This is a genomic window from Mycoplasmopsis californica (genome assembly GCF_000695835.1).
Lineage (GTDB): Bacteria > Bacillota_I > Bacilli_A > Mycoplasmatales > Metamycoplasmataceae > Mycoplasmopsis > Mycoplasmopsis californica.
Genome location: NZ_CP007521.1, coordinates 507,769 through 529,580, shown reverse-complemented (window position 1 = coordinate 529,580; position 21,812 = coordinate 507,769). Strand labels below are relative to the sequence as shown.

Here is a 21,812-nt window from a genome sequence, read left to right as displayed (position 1 = left end):
TTCACATTATAATTAAAGTTATCAAATTACCTCCTTATGAAACTTTTAATAAGCCTATTTTTACCACGTGCATTTCATATTCTTCATCTGTTAATCCTGTTTGTACCGTTATTGTTTTGAATGTGTCAATTGTTTCAAAACGGTTGGTGTTAGCATCGCCAATTCTTAAATTAGAAATTATGGTCGGGTTGTGTTGGTCAATCCGTATAGTAAAATGAATTAATAAAAATGCCATATCATCTTCAATTATCACGTTACCTTCTTCTAATTTTTTAGTAATTGTTCGCTTCGATTTACCTACTAACTTCTCAACACCTTCAACCGTTGCATAACTATACGATTCAACATCAAAACGGGCGTGAGTCATTAGCATACTATTAATGGCATTTAAGTTTGTGAATAATTGAGCTATGTTTTCGCTTCATTGTTTATTTTTTTGCTTGTCTTTAAACATTACTCAGTTAAAAGTCTTATTTAGAGTTAGCTGGATGTTGTCGTTTTTGTGTTTATAGTGTAAATTGTCTTGGAATTCATCAATTACGTTGCCGTTGTTGTCTAGGAATTGAATTACGCAGTTATTTTCTGGAACATCTCATATAGTTTTTAACCCTGATGGAGAATTTAAGGTCGTTTTATTAATGTTGCCAATCATACTTACAGTGTTGTTATTAACTTTAACTGAGTGAATATTAGTACAAAACTCACCGTGTTTTTCATAAATTAAAGCCGGCATAAAATTATTTTTTAAATTATTGCGTCCCTCATTTGTTTCATAGATATAAGGTCAATTTGTTTCATTGAAATTTTTACCGTCATAGCGAATATTTATCATTTTACCTTTTGGTTCGTCTGCAAGGCTATATGTTAAGAACCTTGTGTTCAATTGTTCTCTAAATGCTAAAAATTTATTTTCATCAGTCAATGCTTGAAATTCTAACGGAGCAATAGAGCTAACTCTTAATGTTTTATCGCCATTAAATGAGGTAATAAAATTTTTATCAACTACAAAAACTCAGGGGTTGTCGTATTGTTCTTGTTTTAGTGTAATAACTTTTGGATTGTCAGCAAGATAATCAATAGTTCCAACACGTGTTGGGGTTTGTTTTGTTAGAAGTGCTCGACAACCGTATTGACTACTACACGATCATTCAAAATTATAATTTGACTTAAAGTTTCACAACGCTCAGGTATTGGTTGTCTTGCTAAGTACTGGCATCAATATTTGGTTAGAATTAATAACAGCCCCAGTTCCTGTTTTTTCGACATCGCTTAGCCCTTCATCTCTAACAAATACAAGTTTTTTCGACTCATTTGGTGTCTTTGTGTTTTCGGTAAAAGCGATGTTTATTAGTTGGTTTTTTTGAACTCCACCAGTTATAATTTCAGCTGTTGTATTAAGAGAAAGCCCTATATGTACAACGTAAAAATCAATATCAAATAACTCTTTTCTTAATACATGCTCACCCTTATCCTGTTCCGCACTCTTTACAATAAATTCACTCAACAAAATAGAACCAAAATATATTCTTAAATGAAATTCGTGTCCTTCTATTTGCTGAACAGTGACTCTAATTTCTTCATCCCTGGATAAAAATCTATTTAACGCTGCTCCATCTGAAAATTTAACAGCTATAAAATTGAGTTCATGAACTCCTGACTTAGGGTGTAAATAACTCATTCGAGCCTCGTCACCTCTATTTTCAATTCATTCCGTATCTGTCTTTTTGGTTAAAGCATCAATCTCTTTGTATATAATTTCTCCATCTTTTATCCCTAACCTTTTTCTTTCTAATTGAACTAATCTTCTAAGAGTTTTCTTGTTAGTCTCGCGAAAGTTGTGTATTTTAATTTCTTCGGGTTGTGCATATTCTTCTCTTTCATAAATGCGTTTAAAAAATTTTTCTTTAATACTTAGAACGGGACGGAAATTTAATTCTATATCTAATCGACAATTATTTAAATCTCATTTTATATCTTGAAAATCAACAACTTCCTTAGCTTTTTTGTAGTATTGAACTCAGGGTTGTATATTAAAATAGCTGACGGTTCTTTCTTCAAATCCTGCAACTGGAATTCAGGTTTTTTCTTCTATTTCCTTTCTCGGCACGTTGAATTGGTCGGTTGAATAACGCTCAAGTTCATTTACATAAGGGACAAGAATTTCCTTAGCTTGAACTTTAAAATCACGTAGAAAATTATGACGTTTGTGTGATATGGAATATGGAAATCTCTCACTTTTTAAACTAGAATTTATAGATCCACCATCGACCCCGATTAGAATGTTTCCATACATTTTAGTTTCACCCTTATCAGCTTTTCTTTCTATTGTTGAAATCAATGAGTCTTTAACATCAGTTACGCGAAATGGTAATGCCTTTTCGTTTTCATTTAATATTATAAATTCATTATAGACAAAATCCTCATCGGGACTTTTACTTGTATCTACTTGAATATATGCAAATTGATTTGCATCCTGAAAATAAACTAGCATATCAAATAGCGAGTTGTTGATGGAGCTTTCATTTATTCAGTATTGTAATTTTGAATTATCAACATAAGAAATATCAACAGGATTGTGAAGACTAATTATTTTTTTAAATGTGAAATATACACCTTCATCTTTGTTTTCGTCGTTTAATAGGTCATTTAACTTGACAAATCTACGCCAAATGCGTGAAGTTGTTACTCCACATAATGCGCCTGATCGTGTTTGGACTATTGTCGAGAATTGATCGAATTGTTTATTATTCACTGCATCTTTAAAATAAATAGCTTCCTTGCTACCACCGCTTGAATAATTGTCAATAACCTCAAAAAATGAACCTAATTCAAAATTGAAAACATTTACTAGCCTTGTTGAGTTGTAAAACCTTGCGACCAATTCCTTGCCTCTTCATAACCTTGTAGCTTCTTCTTGACGATTTGAATATTCTGGATAAGCCTTTAAAAAGTGAATTAGTCACCAAATTTCTGAGGCTTCTCAGGTTATATTTATTTGTTTTGGTGCAACTGCGACTTTATATGAATAGTCCTCAGCGTTTTGTGAAATTGTGGAACTTGAATTCGTTCCAGTTAGTGTTTTTACCAATGTTTTGAACCATTGTTTTGACATTTAATCTCCTTTATATGTATAATTTTGAGCATTATGAGAAATAGAGTTATAAAAAATATATTAATTTGATTGTGCGTGATTGTATCACTTGCGATGTTGATTTTTGGTATTTGTGCATTAGTGTCAATTAGCAGGGATAGAGTTTGAGAGTATAGAGTGTTTGAAATAACAAAATCGGACGGAAAAACATTTGCAGAATATACGTCACCAAAAGAACTAGAACGTATGAAAAAAACAATTGAATCATATTCTACGTTTTTTAATAAAACTTATTTACAAATACATAAAAACACCTTAGAGCCATATGTGTTAGTTGATTATGTTGCACCACGCTTAGATAGTTTTATTAAGTTTGCTATAAATGATTTGACTGACGATCAATTCGCCTCAATATTTAAAACTGAAAAAGGCTGAAGTGTAGAGGTTTGAAGAGATGCAACCAAAAATAATGAAATATTTATACGCTTTAAAGATGCATTAAATAATAATCAATTTAAGGATATAACACGTAGCGAAATTTTTAATTATACCTCATCAAAATATAATGGAGCAGCAAGACATTTTTTAAATCCCGTTAAGTTTAATATTGTTGCCTACAAATCCACAAAAAACTTATGAACATTGCTGACTTCATTTGCTGCATTCACAACCGTAATTACCTCAATTTTAGCCACTTTAAATACTGTCCAAATAACTAAATGATACAAGCGAGTAAATGGCGACAAATGAAGCAAACACACAACACTTAAAGCACTAAATTAGGTGCTTTTTATTTAAATTTTCACGTGCTTAAATTATTTGCCTTGGTTTTTGTTTGTTTATTATAACCGTATAAATAATGCAAGTTACCCTCAGAAGCATAGTCTTTATATTTATAAAGGGTTGTTCCTTTCGCTCTAACTAATAGTGGGTTAGTTCTATAAGTTTGGTTATCGTAAATATTTAAGAGCGTGTCCGAGTTAAAACTATTACGCAGCAAATAAGTAATATGCAGACCGTGAGTATTAGCAAAATATTTAGCATTGAAGCCATAACAAATATATCGCCCATCAAATTTGAAATCGTTGAAATTTAAATCAAGTGTGTCGCCTAATTCTAAAAATGGTCTTGTGGTTATCACCCGTAATTCTTTTCGTGGTTGTGAGTTGATTTTAAGGTTGTTATTAGTTTTGTTGAATAAGTCGTCATAGTCAGATAAGTCGTTGAATTTCTCAAATTTAAAAACATCGCCATTAAATGTATTTAATTTATGAACTCTGGCAATTTCTTCGCTATTTTGCAGTGTCACGGCGGTTTTATTAAGTGAGTAATAAGCTATTTTTAAAATACAGCCGTCTCAGTCTCAATTATCATTGAAAACTAATTCCCGCGAGCCTTGCTCATAGTAAAGGTGACAAATTTTACCCAGCGTATAGTCTTGTTTAGTCGCTATTTTTAACTCAATAAGCTTATTTGGCTCATCTATTATTGATTTTAAACATTGTTTGACCTATTTGTTGTCGATGTTTGTGAATATCTTGGATGTGTTAAATGATACCGATATAAACCTGCGTAAAAAAACAATTATGGATATCCCATAATTGTGCCCTAGTTTAATCCTTAGTTTTTATTTTTGCATGAGTGATTTAGACAAGATCAAAGACAACTCCGGCGAATAAATATATTAGTGTTGCTATTAGAGTTATGCTTATTAAAAAAATGGCAATAACAGATAAAAAACGCTTACGACGAGCATTTTTAATTGATTTTTCATTGTTTAAAATGTCGTTTTTTACTTGTTTAATTATTTGTGAGCGAGCGAAGTCTGGAAGTTTTTGAATTTCTTTTTTGGAAATATTAACTTTTGGATTGAATTCAAGAGTTTGGTCTAGTTCAATTGTTTCTTGTTGGTCGTCATTTTTATCTAAAAACATAAGTTATATTTTACTATGTAAATTAAAAAATAGAAAAAAATCTGCATGAAGCAGATTTGGTTGCATAAGCATTTGGTGGAGATGACGGGAGTTGAACCCGCGTCCACATAACAAGATGTGTTTGCACTTTTTACAGTTTAGTTTATTTATTAGTGCTAAAAGTTAAAGGAAATAAACAAAACTCTTGACTTTTAGTGTGCATTCAATTTAAGTTTTTTCTAAGCACGAGAAAAAACCGAGCCTAAATTACCACACTATCGTTCTTAGGCTCTAACGATAATGCACTAGTTCGCAGAATTAAGCGAAAGCTAGATTTGATTGTAATTGATTTGCAATTACTAAATTTTGTAGCCCAACGTGAGCTTTTTTGTTTTTGTTTGCGACTATAAAGCCTAGAAGTATTTATGGTCTACTACACCACTGATGCGAACACTACCTACTACATGTCGAAACCATTACATCCCCGTGTGCACTAAATTTATACCACAATTTGCTAATTTTTGCAGAACTTAGCAAGATATGTTTAAATTTAGCTTTATTTTATATTTAAGTTTAAAGTTGATCTAAACTTTTACAAATGATTTTGCCTTAAATCTATGTCAATGTTCAGATCGTCTAATTTTTATACTGAATTTCCCATTAATTAAATCTATTACTATTTTATCCTGCACCATTCAAATTATCATAGAAATTCCGTGAGCGAGCAATCCAACACAAATTCAAGTAATTAAATTTCAAGGTCATTTTGATAATGGTCCGAATAAGTTTGCTTGTGAGTTAATGTCGTCTTTACCCAGATATAAGTAATTACTTTTTCAGCTATTTGAACTAGCATATTCATAGGTTAATCAATTAATTCCAAATGCTAATAGTGCGATTGCTATGAAAAGAATTAGCGTGATTAAAAAGTCAATAGGTTTCAATTGTGTCGGTGTGATAACAAAAATTGCGGCGACAATTAAAATTAAGAAGCAATGGATAAATATATAATCATAAAAATATATTGAATCAAGTCCTATTTTTTGTGGTTTAATCGGTTCAACAAAATCAAAACTTGGATTGACGATTGCAACAAGAGCACCAATTAAGGCAACAGATCCATAATATTTAATGAAATTAAGTTTATTAAAAAGCAAGCAAAAAGCGGTAACAATTAATAATAATCTGCACAAATGAAACGGTAATGCTTCATACATATTTTTATAGTTAGACACTATGAGCAATAAACTTCTTAAACTCATAAAAACAATTATTGAAGCGCCAATAGTAGTTTTTAAAGCTCGTGTTGAAAATATTCTAAGATGTGTTGATTTAGCATTAAATCAACGATAAATAGGTCTTTTGAAGGTTCAAAGCAACAAAACGGATATGCCGGTTAAGATTGCGAAAATTAGATATACAGCAAGGCTGGCTCCATTAAAATAAAAACTTTTATTTTCAGATTGCCAACGAAAGAACTCAGGTAGATTGATCATTAAAACATCCCGCCCAAACCCATTTTGTTTAAGTCTGATAGATTGCCGGATTTAATTTTTTTCGCCATTTCGCTCATTTGTTTGCTCATTGCCTCAAAATCATTTATTAGGCGATTATATTCAAAAGCACTACGCCCTGAGCCCGCTAAAATTCTTGCTTTTCTTGATGCTTGTTTTAGTAATTTGGGATTTTTACGCTCTTTTTTAGTCATTGATGAAATTAATATTTCATATGAAGCCATTTTTTGTTCAGCTTCACTAATTTTGTCATCGCTAATTTTATTTGCTAAACCAGGAATCATTTTTAAGATAGATTTCATTTTACCTAGTCGTTTAATTTGACCCAAATTACTCATTAAATCGTCCAAAGTGAAGCTTCCTTTAAGAATTTTAGCAATCATGTTGCTGGCATCATCAGGATTATAAACTTCTTCTGCTTTTTCAATTAAGCTTAAAACATCGCCCATTCCCAAAATTCGATCAGCCATTCGATCAGGATAAAATAAATCAAGATTAGAAATTTTTTCACCCGTACCAATAAATTTGATTGGTAAGCCAAGAACTTTTGCAAGGCTCAATGCAGCTCCGCCACGGGCATCCGAGTCAAGCTTAGTAATTACGCTTGCAGTTAAATTTAATTTTTCATTAAAAGTTGAGGCTACATTAATGATATCTTGGCCACTTAATGCATCGGCAACAAAAAAGATTTCATCAGGGTGAGCAATATGCTTTAAATCTTCCAACTCATTCATCAATGCATCATCAATTGATAAACGTCCAGCAGTATCGATTATAATTAAGTCATTTTTATTTTCATTTGCGTATGTAAGTGCCTCAGCAACGATGTTTTGAGCGCTTGTTGCTACACCTTTTTCAAAATAGTCCACTTGAATACTTTTTGCTAAAGTCACAAGCTGTTGCACGGCAGCTGGACGATAAATATCGCCTGCAACCAGTAATGGCTTATTGATGTAATTTTTTTTACGTAAGTAGTAAGCTATTTTGGCACTAGCAGTTGTTTTTCCTGATCCTTGAAGACCAGTCATCATAATTATGAATGGTTTACGAGTAATTTTAATATCTTTAACACTTCCACCTAGTATTTCTTGTAATTCAGCATGAACGATTTTAATCATTTGTTCACTGGCGTTTAATGAACCGACAAGACGCGATTCTAAGGCTTTTTGTTTAACGTTATTTACAAATTCTTTTACAACTTTTAAGTTAACGTCAGCTTCAAGCAACGCCATTTTAATATCGCGAGTAACTTCAATGATATCTTCTTCATTAATCATTGTTTTTTTATTCATTTTTTGAATTGATTTTTGAATTCTGTTTTCCAAAAAATTAAACATGATTCTCCTTTAAAACAACTGTATAAACTTTTCCAATTGGTTCAAATCCAAGTTGTGTATAAATTTGCCCTGCCACAGGATTGTGATAAAACAAGACAGGTGTACGATTTTGGTCCATTATTCAGTTCGCTAAGGCGCCTGTAACTTGTTTGGCTAAGCCCTGATTGCGGTATTTTTCAAGTGTAAAAATCCCACCTATAACACTTATTTTGCCGGCGTTAATCCCAATAGTCGCACAGCTTATTACGCCATCAATTTCATTCTTAATTATAAATGGATTTAGTACACCTGATTTAAAACTGTGTAAATACGACTGAAATTCGGCTTGGTAAGATTGTGAAAAACTTGAAAACTCAGCAATTTTTAGCCGTGACCATACAATGTGTGGGATATCATCAATTGTTGCTTTTTGTACAATCGAGCTATCAATATTGATTTTTTTATCTAATTTAGCAAGCGTTTGTGCGTGGATGGTGAAGCGAGAAATTGATTCAAAATTGAAACGAAAATGCTCAAACATTTTTTCAGAAAGATTAATGTTAGATATTTTGTATTCGTTGATTAACGATTCAATTTCTTCTCAACTTAATCTAAATTCGGGATCATAAAATAACAATGTTTGGTTAAAAACGATTAAAACTGTTTTGATTTTGTTATCAATAGTTTTAATAAGTGTTTTATGGATATTTGAATTAATGCCAAACTGTTCAATGTCTCCAATGAAAAAGAAGTTATTGTCAACATCGGTGTGCAATAACTGCATTATTTCTTCAAGTTGTTCTTTATTTGCAATTTCTATCATAAAACACTCCTACTAAATCGTCTCGTATATAAAAAAGCCCTTAGATACTAAGGATTGGCATTATTTTTTAAAATCTATTATAAATTTTCCACTTCTTTGTCAATTAATAGTTTTAACTCTTTTAATTCTTCGGCTGTTAAAGTAATACCTTTACTTGAGCGTGCGTGGTCTTCGCTTCAGTCTCTAATATCGTATTTTGGTTCATTTTCATTTCAAGCTACAAGGTTTAATTCTTTTGTGTAACCACTTTTAGTTAAAGCGATCTTACCTATGTGACGAACGATCACGTTTTTAATTGCATCTTTTTTAATTGCCATATGTTTACCTCTTATACATAATATAATATTTATACTTATAATTGTAATTATATATTTAAATATGATCTATTATGAATTTTTTTATTCTCTAATTTAAATTAATTTATATTTAAGTAGAGTTTTAGGTATTTTTTACACCATTAAATTGCAATTTAAAAGGATGATTATTTTATCTTACAACCTAAAAAGGTTTTTGATATTCAATTTATTTATCAGGAATTAATTTTTGAATTTTATTTTTTCGTATGCACACATAGCGATCATTGCACCATTATCAGTTGTATATCCTTTTAATGGGACAATACTTTTAGGGCTAAGTTCTAGAAATTGTCGTCTTAGTTCTGTATTTGCGCTAACTCCGCCGGCCAAAACAAGAGATTTTCAATAATAATTTTGCATTGCTAGTTTAACTTTTTTGATTAAGTATGCAATCGCTGTGTATTGAAAACTTGCTGCCACTTGTTTTTTGTCAATCTCTTTACCTTTCATAACTGCTGAGTTATAAAAATTAAGAACTTGTGACTTTAGTCCGCTGAAACTAAAATCATACTGATTTTCTGTGTGTGGGTGTGTGAATTTTAAATATTCGCCAGTGTAAGAATTAAATATTTTATCTATTATCGGCCCACCAGGGAAGCCTAGCCCTAATTTTGAACCGACTTTATCAAAAGCTTCACCCACAGCGTCATCTAATGTTTCGCCTATAACACTCATTTTATAAGGGTTTTCGACATACATTAATTGTGTATGGCCACCAGATACCAGTAAACAAAGAGCGGGATATTCAATAATATTTCCGATTGCGTTTGAATAAAAATGACCTTCTAAGTGGTTGACTGGGAACAATGGTTTATTCAGCGCTATCGATAGGGCATTTGCGAATAAATAACCAATTTGTAATGTACCTATTAACCCTGGTTTTTCAGTATATGCAATATAATCAATAGTGTTTAAATCAGTATTTTTGAGTAATATTTGTTGAATTAAAGATATGTTTTTAACATGCATTCTTGAACTTAATTCTGGAATTGTTCCACCAAATTCCTTAAAAAAATCTATTTGACTAATTGTGTGTAATTGTAAAACTTTCCCATCTTCTAAAAGTGCAATTGAGGTGTCGTCGTGACTTGTTTCTATTCCGAGAATTCTCATTTACTAAACTCCAATCTGTGGCGATTTAATGTAATAAGGTTCGATATTTATGATTTCATCCCATTCTTTGAATAAAGGTTCATAGCGTGTAAAGTTTTCTAAGAATTCATTGTAATCAACCACATCAAAATTTGTGTTATTGTTCTGCATAATTTTTACATCCTCAATAGTAAATTCAGTACTTTTAGGTGAGTAATAATAGTGTTTATTGCCACTTGCATTAATAAATAATTCATTTTTATTAGGATTTTGCATAGCTAATATTTGCATTGAACTAATTGTTTTGATTTTAGCATTGGTTATCATAGCTATTGTGCGCAGATATACCAGAGATATTCTAACCCCCGTGAATAGGCCGGGACCCAAATTTGTGTAAAAATGTGTAAATTTGTTGATTTTAATATTTAAATCATTACAAATTTTTGCACAATAAAATGGAATAAGAGGTACTTTTTTAGGCTCTGTAATTATATAACTAGCTATCAGATTATTGTTTTGATTGAATGCGGCTATTACAAATTTTTCGCCAGTAGTGTCAAGATAAAGTTTCATTATTCTACCTTTCTTATTTTAAAAATATGTTCATTTTCAGCACCTAAATTAATTCTTATATCCAAATAATTATTGTAATTGTGTGTTATGTTATCTGATCACTCAATTGCAACTATGTTATCTAAGTAATAATCTTCAAATTCATCCAAATTTTCGCTTAAATGATAAGCGTCAATATGGATTAATCCTTCATAATTTTTCATAAAGTTAAAAGTTGGAGAGGTAATTTTATCTTTAATTTGAATGAGTTTAGCAATACTTTTAACTAGTGTTGTTTTACCCGCTCCTAAATCGCCATTCAATAAAATAATTTTGCTTGCTGTTAAATTATTAAGCACATAGCTTGCTACCTCTTCAATTGATTCGTTTTCAAATTTGATAAATTCTTTCATAATACCTCACGTAATTTTAAATTATATATTTAAATAGCTTTAAACAATATAAAAACAAGGGCATTGCCCTTGTAATAAAAAACTATTATTTAATAATTTTTGTAACGTTACCGTAACCTACAGTGTGTCCACCTTCACGGATTGAGAATTTTGTTCCTTCTTCAACAGCGATTGGAGCAATAAGTTTAACTTTTAGTTCAACGTTTTCACCTGGAGTAACCATTTCACGTCCTGCTTCAAATTCAACACCACCTGTAACGTCTGTTGTACGGAAGTAGAATTGAGGTTTGTAGTTTTTAAAGAATGGAGTGTGACGACCACCTTCATCTTTTGTTAGAACGTAAATTTGAGCAGAGAATTCTGTGTGAGGAACAATTGAACCTGGTTTAGCTAGAACTTGACCACGTTCAATAGCTGATCTTTCAATACCACGTAGAAGTAGTCCGGCATTGTCACCAGCTTGAACTTCTTTAAGGTTTTTTCTAAACATTTCCATACCTGTAACAACAGTTTTCTTTGTAGCTTTTAGACCTACAATTTCAACTTCTTCGTTAAGGTTAAGTTTACCACGTTCAACACGTCCTGTAGCAACTGTACCACGACCTGAAATTGTGAAAACATCTTCAACAGCCATTAAGAATGGTTTGTCAAATTCTTTAACAGGTGTTTCGATTCAAGTATCGACAGCGTTCATTAATTCCATAATTTTTTCTTCTCATTGAGGTTCGCCTGCTAATGCTTTAGCAGCTGATCCACGTACGAATGGAGTATTGTCACCATCGAAACCATATTTTGATAGAAGTTCACGAACTTCCATTTCAACTAGGTCAACCATTTCAGCTTCTTCTTCTGAAAGCATATCTGTTTTGTTTAAGAAAACAACCATACGAGGAACACCAACTTGTTTTGAAAGTAGAATGTGTTCACGTGTTTGAGGCATAGCTCCGTCAGTTGCAGCAACAACTAGAATAGCACCATCCATTTGAGCAGCACCAGTAATCATGTTTTTAATGTAGTCAGCGTGACCAGGACAGTCAACGTGCGCATAGTGACGTGCTTCTGTTTGGTATTCGATGTGTGATGTGTTAATTGTAATACCACGTGCTCTTTCTTCAGGGGCGTTGTCAATTGAAGCGTAATCACGAGCTTCAGCTAAACCTTTTTTCGCTAATGTCGAAGCAATAGCAGCTGTTAGAGTGGTTTTACCGTGGTCAACGTGACCAATTGTACCAATATTAACGTGTTCTTTATCACGGTTAAAATCAATTTTTGCCATGTTATTTATTTCCTTTCAGTAAATAATAAAATTTGTTTAGCGCTAAACCAACCTAAGTGCGGCCTTTCATCCGCATCCTATCCATGGCCATATTATAAACTTAGATATAAAATAGCATTATTATTTTAACAAAGAATTATATTTGGCAAAATATTTATTAACGTTGAAAATTCATTTCAATTAATAATAGAATAATTCATTAATATAGATAATTTTACTTATTCAAAAGTAATTTTTTAATGTGCTATTCAATAAAAAATATTTTTTATTAAATTTTATAATCATTACTACTTTGATAAGTGTTGCACGTAATTTTTGGCTATTTAGTGTATAATTTTTTTTAACATTTTACGGAGGTAATAATGATTACTAAATCAATAAATAATAACTCGTTATCAACTAAAAATATTGGTGAAAAAGTAGTGCTTCATGGTTGAATCGCTAATAAACGTCGCTTTGGAGAAATGACTTTTGTTGACCTAAGAGATCGTAGCGGAATTGTTCAATGTGTATTTGCAGAGGACTTAAAATTAACCAAAGAAAGCGTCATTGAGGTACATGGAAATGTGGTAGCGCGAAAAAGCGTAAATAAAGAGCTGGCGACTGGCGAGATTGAAATAATTGTTGAATCTTATACTGTGTTTTCAACTTCATTGGAGGAGTTGCCTTTCGCAGTTAGGGATGATATTGATGTTAAAGAAGATTTAAGATTAAAGTATCGTTATTTAGACCTTCGTAGACCTAAAATGCAACGCAATATTATTTTAAAAAATGAAGTTATGTTCGCTGTGCGTGAGTTCATGAATAAAAATGGCTTTATTGATATTGAAACACCTCTTTTGGCACGTTCAACTCCCGAAGGTGCTCGTGATTTCTTAGTTCCGACCCGTGATTCGAACTCATTTTGAGCACTGCCTCAAAGTCCACAATTATTTAAACAAACATTAATGATTTCGGGATTTGAGCGTTATTTTCAATTTGCACGTTGTTTTCGTGATGAAGACGGGCGAAAAGATCGTCAGCCTGAATTTACACAGCTAGATATTGAAACATCTTTCATAAATGTTGATGATTTTCAAAAAATAATAGAAGATCTATTCAAGCATATTTTTGCGAAGTTAGGTATTGAATTAAAAACGCCTTTAACAAGATTAAAGTATTTCGATGTCTTTAGAGATTATGGTACTGATAAGCCTGACTTGAGATTTGGTTACAAAATTCAAGACATCAAAAATTACTGAGAAAATACTGATTTTTCAGTGATAAAAGACACAAAAGCGAGAAGGATGTTATATGTACCAAATTTAATCAGTAAAAAGGATTTTAAACACATTTCAGAAATAGCGCTTAAAAATAAGGCTAATATCTTGTTTTACTTTGTTGTAGAAAATGGGCAAATTTCTCATACAAATTTTGCCAATAAAACACCCGAATCAGTGACACAATTGATAATCGACAGCGGAAATAAAGATGGTTCGTATTTTATTGTTGCTAATACGTATGAAAATGCTTCAAAATCCCTTGGAGCGGTTCGTGTTGAATTAAACGATATGTTTTCGTATGCTAATCCAAATGAATATCATTTATCTTGAATTACTGATTGACCTATGTTTGAATATGATGAGACAACCAATTCTTGACAAGCTGCCCATCATCCATTTACGCAATTTGATCATGAACTTGAAGAGCTGGATCGTTTGGAGATAGACAAAGTGATGGCACGAAGTTATGATTTAGTACTTAATGGATTTGAATTAGGTTCTGGTTCTGCCCGTATTTTTGATGCAAGAACGCAACAAAAAATGTTTGATATGATTGGTATGAGTGCCGAAAAACAACAATCAATGTTCGGGTGATTTACAGATGCATTAAAATATGGTGTTCCGCCACACTGTGGTATTGGATTGGGCTTGGATCGTTTAGTTATGATTTTAACACAAGAGAAAAGTATTAGAGAAGTTATCGCTTTTCCTAAAAACGCTAAAGCTCAGGATGTATTCACACAAGCGCCTGGCGCAGTCGAACAAACACAATTGGATGAATTACACATTTGTATTAAAGAAGAAAAATAATTTATGACATATTTAAAATATCTATTTTCGCCAATTGAGCCATATTTTAAAGATTTTTATCAACCATTAGATAGCGAACATAAAATATATTATGAAATCAGCGGAAATCCTGAAGGTATCCCTGTAGTTTATATACACGGCGGGCCCGGAGGTGGAACATCTCCAGTTTGCAGACGCTTTTTCGATCCTAAAAAGTATAAAATTATTTTAATCGATCAAAGAGGATGCGGGCAAAGTAAGCCTTCAATGTTAATGAAAAATAATACTACTGATTTTTTAGTTGAAGATATGGAAGCTATTCGCAAGTTGCTAGGTATAGATAAATGAGTACTTTTTGGCGGATCATGAGGAACAACGTTGAGTTTATGCTATGCAATTAAATATCCAAATAATGTTGCGGCAATGGTTTTACGAGGAATTTATTTAAATAGACAAAGCGACATTGATTGATTATTTCAAGAAGGCGCTAGTTATATGCGTCCAAAAGAGTTTGCAAAATTTATTGAACCTCTTGGGTTGCATGAACGTCAAAATATCGTAGACTCTTATTTTGAAAGAATGAATTTTGGTGATGAAGAAACAAAAAAAGCTGCATTAGCTGCTTGATGTGAATGAGAGTGTGCTTTAATAAGCATGAAGAAAATTAAAATTGATGTTTTTAAAGACTTTAAGTCAACGGCTGAAATTTCGTACATTGAGAATTATTATTTTAAAAATAAAGGATTTATGCCGGAAAACTATATTCTGGACAATGTGGAAAGAATAAAACACATACCAACACACATTATTCATGGTGAATATGATTTAGATTGTCGGCCAAGTGGCGCTTATGAGTTGCATCAAAAGCTACCTAATTCGTCGTTATGAATGCTAACTAATACAGCCCACACACAACGAGAGTGGAAAATAGCAAAAAAATTAGTGGAAATAATGCAGAAATTAGAAGTTTAGTATTGCATTATTTTTTATTCTCTCTGTATAATTAAATAGCAAATTATGAGAATATTTACATTTAAGCGCAAATGTAAAACTCGAAAAATAAAGACATTAAGAAACAAAAAAGGAGTTAAATGTTAATATTATTCAATCGTAGATTTTCACGTCAACTTCACTTGGCGACAATTACTGTATTTAAGCTTTTTGAATTTGAGAATGTGATTAAAAATCAAAAAGCATATGATGAATTAAAAAAATCTGCACTGGAAACCTTGAAAAATGAGGCGAAAATTGAGAAATTTAAGCAAGAACTTGCCACAAAGGTTGTTAAAGACAATTCATTTATAAAAATTATTGAAGCTGGCGAAAAATCCTTTGAAACTCAGGATCCATTGCAAAATGTAATTAATATGCTAACTGTTATTAATGGCTACACAATTTCACTTTTACCAATATCTAAACGTTATGGACGTTTAGAGGTTGATTACTTAGATGATAAATATGTATATGTAAATAATGGCGAAAACATAGGTTCAATTTATAAGCCAAACATTGAAAAAACAAACGCTGGGCAAAAGAATTTATTATTTCTTGAGGCAGTTGATGAAACAAATTACGAAGAATACCTTGAAGCAATCACATATACAACATCAGCATTGATGACAATATTTGAAACCGAAACATTACGTAAAATAATGTCAATAGTTGCTGACAACGTTGATACTGAATCGACAGCCGAAATTGACTGGACCACTGAAGGATGAGATCAATTCGGTGAGGTGTCTTTAATAAGAAAATCACGTAAAGGAACACCTAAATGTCATATTTAAAATTAAAAACTTAGTTGGATTAAAACTAAGTTTTTAATTTTATTTTCGCAAATTAGCAATTATACTTTCAATATTTTGTTCCGGGTCTTCTATGGCGATTTGATTAATTACGGCAGAGTACAACAAATGTGTGTGCATCATAATTTCATCACCTTGTTCAAAGAAGAAAGTATGTGATTTAGCTAAGTAATATCTAAGAATTCGATTATTTAGTCTTGTTTTACCAAATGTTTTTAAGAAATAATAGTCTTTTTTTCAAGTAACATCTGTATCTTTTAGATTTTCAGGTTCATATTGGTGAGTTATATTATCTAGTCAGCGAATTTGAAAATTTTTATTTTTGAAGTTTAAATTGTATTTATAACAGTAATTTTTAACAGTTTCTCAGTCAATATTTTTATTTATTATCATTTTTTTATATGAAAAAATTAATAACAGTCCGCAAACTAAGCTAATTCCAAACCATATAACAATAGATGCGAGAATGCTTCAACGATAAGATTGCCATTTATGTGTATTTTTGAATCCTAATTCGCCAATCAACATTGTAATTGCAAGTATGACGACCCCGATAAATCCAATTAGGCAAAAAGTTATTATGTTTTTCAATTTTTCTTTTTTAATAATTGCAATTCACACTTGATTTTTATGAAACAATTTATGTTTTTTATAAAAAGTACGAAATAATAATATTTGATAGATCAGAGGAGACAAAATAAGAGACATAATAATTAAATTTAGTCAACTATCAAAAGAAAATACTCACGTAAGCGAAATTGATTCTGATACATTAACAGGATTATTCGACATTTATTCCTCTTTTAAATATTCTTTGTTAAATATTTTTTCTGCTAAATCAGTCGAGACGACTTTTTTTAATTCGTTGAGAGTAGCATTATAAATATTATAATAATTTTTAAAGTGATTTAGAAGTTTTGCCTCAATTTTGTCGCCAATTCCTTTAATTTTTTGCAATTTACCTTCGAGTGAGGCGATTTTTTTCTTGTTTCTAAAAACCGATTTTGCATACCGATCCACCTCAATTTGAATTTGGCTTAAAAAATTTTTTAAGCTCTGTGGTTTAATTGAACGTAATTGCGAATTTACGTCAATTATTTTAGCTGTGCGATGATATTTATCCTTAACTAAACCAATTACAGGAATTTTTATATTTAGTTCAGTTAAAACTGATTTTATTTCATTAACTTGTGAAAATGATCCATCAGCAATAATTAAGTCTGGAATCAGATTTTGGGTGCTATTTTCAAAGTATTTAAGCGCACTTTGACGCATATACTCAACATCTGCTTGCCGACTAGAATCAAGGTTGTGATTAAATTTACGGTAATATTGAGTGTTTTTGAAGCCGTTTGTGTAAGTGACTGCCACTCCGACTGGATTAGTATTGGCATAATTTGAATTATCAAATGCAACAATTTTTGTACATAATTTATTGTTGGTGTATGATTTCAAGTCTTCAAGATGCTGAAAAACCTTTTGTTCATATGTGTTTTCTGTACTAGATTTGGTTTTTAGATATTCTTCTAAATTCAATTTGGCAATGTCTAATACTTTTTTGTATTGCCCTTTTTTAGGGAAAATAAAATTTAAAGATAATTGTTCATCAAGATTGAAATCTAAAGTGTTTTGTTCAGAAATTATTAGGTCAGGAGCTTGATTATTTGTGTAATAATTATTAAAAAATTGGACTAATGTTTCTAATTCGTCAATATACATTTCATGAGTTAAATTATGTTTTCCAATTAAATTACCGTGGCGATAAAACAAAATTGTTGCTGATAATTTATGGTTTTGGAAGCGATAGGCGATAACATCAATGTTGGCGAAGTTTTTTAATTCGATAACTTGGTCTTGTTTAATTTTTTTTAAAAATTGTAAGCTATCGCGAATATCGCGTGCAATTTCGAATTGATGTAGGTCACTTGCTTGATACATTTTTTGCTCTAATTCGCTAATATATTGATCTTGAAAAGTGATTATTTTTTTAATTTGGTTGAATTTATTTTCTCAGTAACTAGAGTCTTTTGTACTGATTTTAAGTCCGTTTTCGTAAAAAGCTTCGCGTTGGAGAAGTTTTACGATAACACCAGCACCAAAACCCATTGGAAAAGGTCCGAAGAATATCGTTTTTGTTGAGTTTTTTTTCTTAATTCGACGCACGATGCTAATATCTAAACTATGATTTTTAAGTTCTATTTTAATATAAGGATATACTTTGTCATCGAGTAAAAGAATATTGTATTCTGGATTAAATTTTTCGATTAATAATTTTTCAAGTAGTAATGCTTCTCTGTCATTACGTGTAATGAAAATTTCAAAATCAGAGATTTTTTGAACCAGTGCGTGTGTTTTATATGAATTTATTGCCCCTTCAAAATATTGGTGCATTCTATTAAATAAATTTTTAGCTTTACCAACATAAATAACTTTACCATCAATATCTTTTCACGAATAAACGCCTGAATTCTTAGGAACGTTTTTTAGATTTTCAAGAACTTTTTGGCTCATTATTCAATATTTTCCTCAATAAAATCAATGATTATTTCATATGGATAAAAACCCGCTCCCCGACGCAGTATTTTATTTGCTTTAATTACAAAAAACATGGGTACTTGCATTACCAAATAAATATTATTAATATCGCGATATATTCCCGCTTCTTCAATATCTACTTCTAAAAATTTAACCATATTTTCGTTTTTAAAGTGATTTTCTACATACTCATATGTATCACTCATAATTGCGGTTTCTAAGTCATTTTCTTTTGTGAAAACAACAAAAAAGATAAAATTTGCGTATTTTTTATCACTTATGATTTTTTGAGCATGGTCTCAGTTATATTTCTTCATTAACTAACCTCTAATTAAAATGGGTCAATTCAGTTGTCATCGTCATTCATATTATTTTCGAGAACATTTTTTCATCCTTGCTTGTATGATTTGTCGCGCGGATTTAATCTTTGGATTTCTTGTTCGTGTTTTACTTCTTCATTCATCAATTCCACTTCTTGGGTGTTAAGTTGAACAAAACCGTAATTTTCTGAATTGGTAGAATCATTTGTTTGTCTTAAATTTACAGAATGAGTTAAGGTTGGTGAGAATGATGAATTTTGACTAATTAAATCTATATTTTCAATATTTTCGTTAATATTTTGAGTATTATTTTGCATTACAAGAACCATCGAATCAGTGTGTAATTCAGCTTTGGGGTTAATTTGCAATGGTGATGTCATTCCTTCTTGAAACTCTTTTGTATCAATGCTGTAAACTTCTCTTGTTTTGTCAATTTCATTTGTTTGTAATTGAGCTGAAGCTAAATTATTTGCAGTTGTATTTTGGATTGGATGTTCAATGTCTTGACTTTGAGAGTATAAAAAGGATTGAGTGTTTGTTGTTTTATCAGCTTCTTTATCAAAAATTAAATTGGTAGTATTCTCTTCATCTGCATTGAATAAATAATTTTCATCTTGAATTTGTGAATTTTGTATTGATATATCAGTAGTTCCTGTGTAATGTTGGTTGTTTTTAAACTCATCAAGCTCTTCTTGATTTAATATTTCTTCATCAATTGTCGCATGATATTGTTCATTATTAGTTTGATTTTTTTTGTGTTTATTTTTTTGAATAAAATAAACACTTGTTAAAGGATTATGACTGAGAATATCCATATTTTGCTTCATTAATCGTAATAATTTATTCATTGAGATAGTTTCAATATCTAATTCCAAAACCTTTGCCGCCGAGCTTAAATAATCTAGATATCTTTGTGCTTCTGGTGTGTAATAAAATACTGTATTTAGTTTTTTCAAGTGTTCGCGTACGTGCGGAATAGTTTTAGATCCTGTTAAATTTTTTAAATAGTCAATTGGCTTTAAGGTTAATAAATATGTTCATGCTAATGTTTGAATTGCGATCATTAATATCAACACAAATCATGGCCCCACTGAAATTATGTGTAAAATATTTAGAATTGTGTCAATAAAGACTCCGACATTGCCTGTCGCATTAACAACTTTCAACGCCTCAGTCTCACTTTGTGTGAATGAATAATATCATCCGTGTGTAAAAAATGTCTTAAAATCTTCGTGATTATAGACAATTTTGCTTGAAATTGGTCTTTGAGATAATAAATATCAGTGATATCCAATCGCTATGGTTGCAAGTGTTAAATAAATTCAAAACTTGACACGTTTTCGAATTAATCAATAATCTACTCGCGTATAATTTTTGACTCAAACGCTATAATAACGCTTGAGAATAGATTCTAATCAATTAATAATTAAAGAACAAAATAAACCAATCAAAACAAATCAAATTAAATCACCAAAAGCCAAACCGAATGAATATAAATAAAATTGCATAAATATTTTTCCGGTATTTTGACCAAACATTCTGGTGCCATAGTGTGCAACTACAAAAACAAACATTAAAAAAATGAATAAAATAAACTTGATAAGTTCGATACCAAAGTTCAATGATTTAGTAGATACAATTTGCTCATGCTTCTTTTTTTCTATTTTTTTAAAATAGGGTTTATATAAGTTTCTTGTTCTTTGTTTTTTATTCATAATTTCAATTATAAACTTTTATATATATTAATACTAATATTTATTAATTTTGAATATAAAATATTTGGATTGATTGAACTATTCATATTAAATCAGTCTGCGAATTATAATAAAAACCAACGTGAGTTAATTTATATCACGTTGGCAAAATTTATTTATATTCTAGAAGCATTTTAATTTCTTGGTCATAAATAGGACCGTTTTCAGTTCAAGGTGTTTCTAAAATAATTGGAATATCTTTTCAGTCTTTGTCGTGCACAAAGCGAGCTAAAGTTTTTAATCCAATTTTACCTTGACCAATATTTGCATGTCTATCTTTGCGCGAGCCACACTCATTTAGCGAATCGTTTAAATGTATAACTTTAATATGTTTCATAATTTTGCTCTTATGTAAGAGGTTTTTGAAATTTTCATAATCAGTTAAATCGTAACCAGAATCTCAAATGTGACATGTGTCTAAACATACTTGAACACGTTCATTATTAACGCGATCTAGAATGTATTTAATTTGCTCAAAATTACGACAAACTTCTGTACCTTTTCCGGCCATTGTTTCAAGGCAAATAACTACATTTTCAGTATTTTCCAGTACTTTTATAAGATTTTGAGCTAATGTATCAAGACTTAAGGTTATATCAAATTTAGTGCTAGCACCCGGATGTAATACTATATATTTAGCGCCGATAAAATTAACTCTTTTTATTTCCTCAATCATAAAGTTAACGGCGAATTCTCCTTTTTCAACCGAGGCCATATTAATAATATATGGAGCATGTACAACTATATCGCTAGGCGCAATTTTATCAGCATATTCTGCATGAAATTTTTCAAGCTGAAAACGACTTGTATCAACTCGTTTTGTTGACTGGGGTGGACCAACAAAAATCATCATTGTGTTGGCCCCGTTATTAATACTTGTTTGTGCTGAGCCTGCTAAATAGTGTGGCGAATTAAAGGGGACGTGAGAACCAAGTTTAATCATATTGAACCTCTTTCATAGTAATTAAGAAATTATATTAAATAATATAAAATAAAAATTT

Annotated in this window: 20 protein-coding genes and 1 other RNA gene; 4 read left to right on the top strand and 17 right to left on the bottom strand. The window is 30.9% G+C overall.

The window, feature by feature from the left end; genetic code table 4:
• Nucleotides 1-34 precede the first annotated feature (34 nt).
• The gene (locus tag MCFN_RS02130; RefSeq protein ID WP_038561863.1) at nt 35-3,112 is read right to left on the bottom strand and encodes a hypothetical protein; all 3,078 of its coding nucleotides are present in this window, start codon (nt 3,110-3,112) and stop codon (nt 35-37) included.
• A gap of 33 nt (nt 3,113-3,145) precedes the next feature.
• Between MCFN_RS02130 and MCFN_RS02125 the strand changes: the two genes are divergently transcribed.
• A complete protein-coding gene (locus MCFN_RS02125; protein WP_144238977.1) occupies nt 3,146-3,874 on the top strand; it encodes a hypothetical protein in 729 nt (242 codons plus the stop codon).
• Between the two features lie 7 nt (nt 3,875-3,881).
• Here the strand turns inward: MCFN_RS02125 and MCFN_RS02120 are convergent, their stop codons facing one another.
• The 11 genes from MCFN_RS02120 to tuf form a co-directional block, all read right to left on the bottom strand.
• Nucleotides 3,882-4,400 carry a hypothetical protein gene (locus MCFN_RS02120; RefSeq protein WP_051604571.1) on the bottom strand — a complete coding sequence of 173 codons (519 nt, stop codon included), beginning with the start codon at nt 4,398-4,400 and terminating at the stop codon, nt 3,882-3,884.
• 337 nt (nt 4,401-4,737) lie between these two features.
• Nucleotides 4,738-5,025 (bottom strand): hypothetical protein, encoded by a 288-nt coding sequence (locus tag MCFN_RS02115; RefSeq protein WP_038561857.1) that lies wholly within the window; start codon nt 5,023-5,025, stop codon nt 4,738-4,740.
• A 73-nt stretch (nt 5,026-5,098) separates the two neighbouring features.
• Nucleotides 5,099-5,490, bottom strand: a transfer-messenger RNA (tmRNA) gene (gene ssrA, locus MCFN_RS03505).
• Between the two features lie 98 nt (nt 5,491-5,588).
• Nucleotides 5,589-6,500: a YwaF family protein gene (locus MCFN_RS02110; RefSeq protein ID WP_038561854.1), complete on the bottom strand. Its 912-nt coding sequence runs from the start codon at nt 6,498-6,500 to the stop codon at nt 5,589-5,591.
• Complete coding sequence (ffh, locus tag MCFN_RS02105; RefSeq protein WP_038561850.1) at nt 6,500-7,855, bottom strand: signal recognition particle protein; 1,356 nt, start codon at nt 7,853-7,855, stop codon at nt 6,500-6,502. Before ffh ends, MCFN_RS02110 begins: the two co-directional genes overlap by 1 nt.
• Complete coding sequence (locus MCFN_RS02100; protein ID WP_051604570.1) at nt 7,848-8,657, bottom strand: GNAT family N-acetyltransferase; 810 nt, start codon at nt 8,655-8,657, stop codon at nt 7,848-7,850. The genes ffh and MCFN_RS02100 overlap by 8 nt, the downstream gene beginning before the upstream one ends.
• Before the next feature lie 77 nt (nt 8,658-8,734).
• A complete protein-coding gene (locus tag MCFN_RS02095; protein WP_038561847.1) occupies nt 8,735-8,974 on the bottom strand; it encodes a YdbC family protein in 240 nt (79 codons plus the stop codon).
• Nucleotides 8,975-9,193: 219 nt separating this feature from the next.
• Nucleotides 9,194-10,126 carry a tRNA (adenosine(37)-N6)-threonylcarbamoyltransferase complex transferase subunit TsaD gene (gene tsaD / locus MCFN_RS02090; RefSeq protein WP_038561844.1) on the bottom strand — a complete coding sequence of 311 codons (933 nt, stop codon included), beginning with the start codon at nt 10,124-10,126 and terminating at the stop codon, nt 9,194-9,196.
• Nucleotides 10,127-10,129: 3 nt separating this feature from the next.
• On the bottom strand, nt 10,130-10,678 hold the full coding sequence (locus MCFN_RS02085) for a peptidase M22 (RefSeq protein ID WP_038561841.1): 549 nt from the start codon (nt 10,676-10,678) through the stop codon (nt 10,130-10,132).
• Nucleotides 10,678-11,070 (bottom strand): tRNA (adenosine(37)-N6)-threonylcarbamoyltransferase complex ATPase subunit type 1 TsaE, encoded by a 393-nt coding sequence (gene tsaE, locus MCFN_RS02080; protein ID WP_038561838.1) that lies wholly within the window; start codon nt 11,068-11,070, stop codon nt 10,678-10,680. The genes MCFN_RS02085 and tsaE overlap by 1 nt, the downstream gene beginning before the upstream one ends.
• 85 nt (nt 11,071-11,155) lie before the next feature.
• The gene (tuf, locus tag MCFN_RS02075) at nt 11,156-12,346 is read right to left on the bottom strand and encodes an elongation factor Tu (RefSeq protein ID WP_038561836.1); all 1,191 of its coding nucleotides are present in this window, start codon (nt 12,344-12,346) and stop codon (nt 11,156-11,158) included.
• Between the two features lie 362 nt (nt 12,347-12,708).
• On the opposite strand from tuf, the gene aspS reads away from it, so the two are divergent.
• The 3 genes from aspS (at nt 12,709) to MCFN_RS02060 (ending at nt 16,184) form a co-directional block, all read left to right on the top strand.
• Complete coding sequence (gene aspS / locus MCFN_RS02070) at nt 12,709-14,418, top strand: aspartate--tRNA ligase (RefSeq protein ID WP_038561833.1); 1,710 nt, start codon at nt 12,709-12,711, stop codon at nt 14,416-14,418.
• Between the two features lie 3 nt (nt 14,419-14,421).
• The gene (gene pip / locus MCFN_RS02065) at nt 14,422-15,369 is read left to right on the top strand and encodes a prolyl aminopeptidase (protein ID WP_038561830.1); all 948 of its coding nucleotides are present in this window, start codon (nt 14,422-14,424) and stop codon (nt 15,367-15,369) included.
• A gap of 119 nt (nt 15,370-15,488) precedes the next feature.
• The gene (locus MCFN_RS02060; protein ID WP_038561827.1) at nt 15,489-16,184 is read left to right on the top strand and encodes a hypothetical protein; all 696 of its coding nucleotides are present in this window, start codon (nt 15,489-15,491) and stop codon (nt 16,182-16,184) included.
• A gap of 39 nt (nt 16,185-16,223) precedes the next feature.
• Here MCFN_RS02060 and MCFN_RS02055 read toward each other — a convergent pair whose 3' ends face one another.
• The 5 genes from MCFN_RS02055 to MCFN_RS02035 all read right to left on the bottom strand — a co-directional run bounded on the left by MCFN_RS02055 (nt 16,224) and on the right by MCFN_RS02035 (nt 21,754).
• Nucleotides 16,224-16,994, bottom strand: coding sequence for a hypothetical protein (locus MCFN_RS02055; RefSeq protein ID WP_038561824.1), 771 nt, complete (start codon nt 16,992-16,994; stop codon nt 16,224-16,226).
• Nucleotides 16,995-18,713, bottom strand: coding sequence for a GIY-YIG nuclease family protein (locus tag MCFN_RS02050; RefSeq protein WP_038561822.1), 1,719 nt, complete (start codon nt 18,711-18,713; stop codon nt 16,995-16,997).
• The gene (locus tag MCFN_RS02045) at nt 18,713-19,054 is read right to left on the bottom strand and encodes a thioredoxin domain-containing protein (RefSeq protein WP_038561820.1); all 342 of its coding nucleotides are present in this window, start codon (nt 19,052-19,054) and stop codon (nt 18,713-18,715) included. The genes MCFN_RS02050 and MCFN_RS02045 overlap by 1 nt, the downstream gene beginning before the upstream one ends.
• 14 nt (nt 19,055-19,068) lie before the next feature.
• Nucleotides 19,069-20,772, bottom strand: a complete 1,704-nt coding sequence (locus tag MCFN_RS02040; protein ID WP_038561817.1) for an ABC transporter permease — start codon at nt 20,770-20,772, stop codon at nt 19,069-19,071.
• A gap of 151 nt (nt 20,773-20,923) precedes the next feature.
• Nucleotides 20,924-21,754 (bottom strand): deoxyribonuclease IV, encoded by an 831-nt coding sequence (locus MCFN_RS02035; RefSeq protein ID WP_038561815.1) that lies wholly within the window; start codon nt 21,752-21,754, stop codon nt 20,924-20,926.
• Nucleotides 21,755-21,812: the final 58 nt, after the last annotated feature.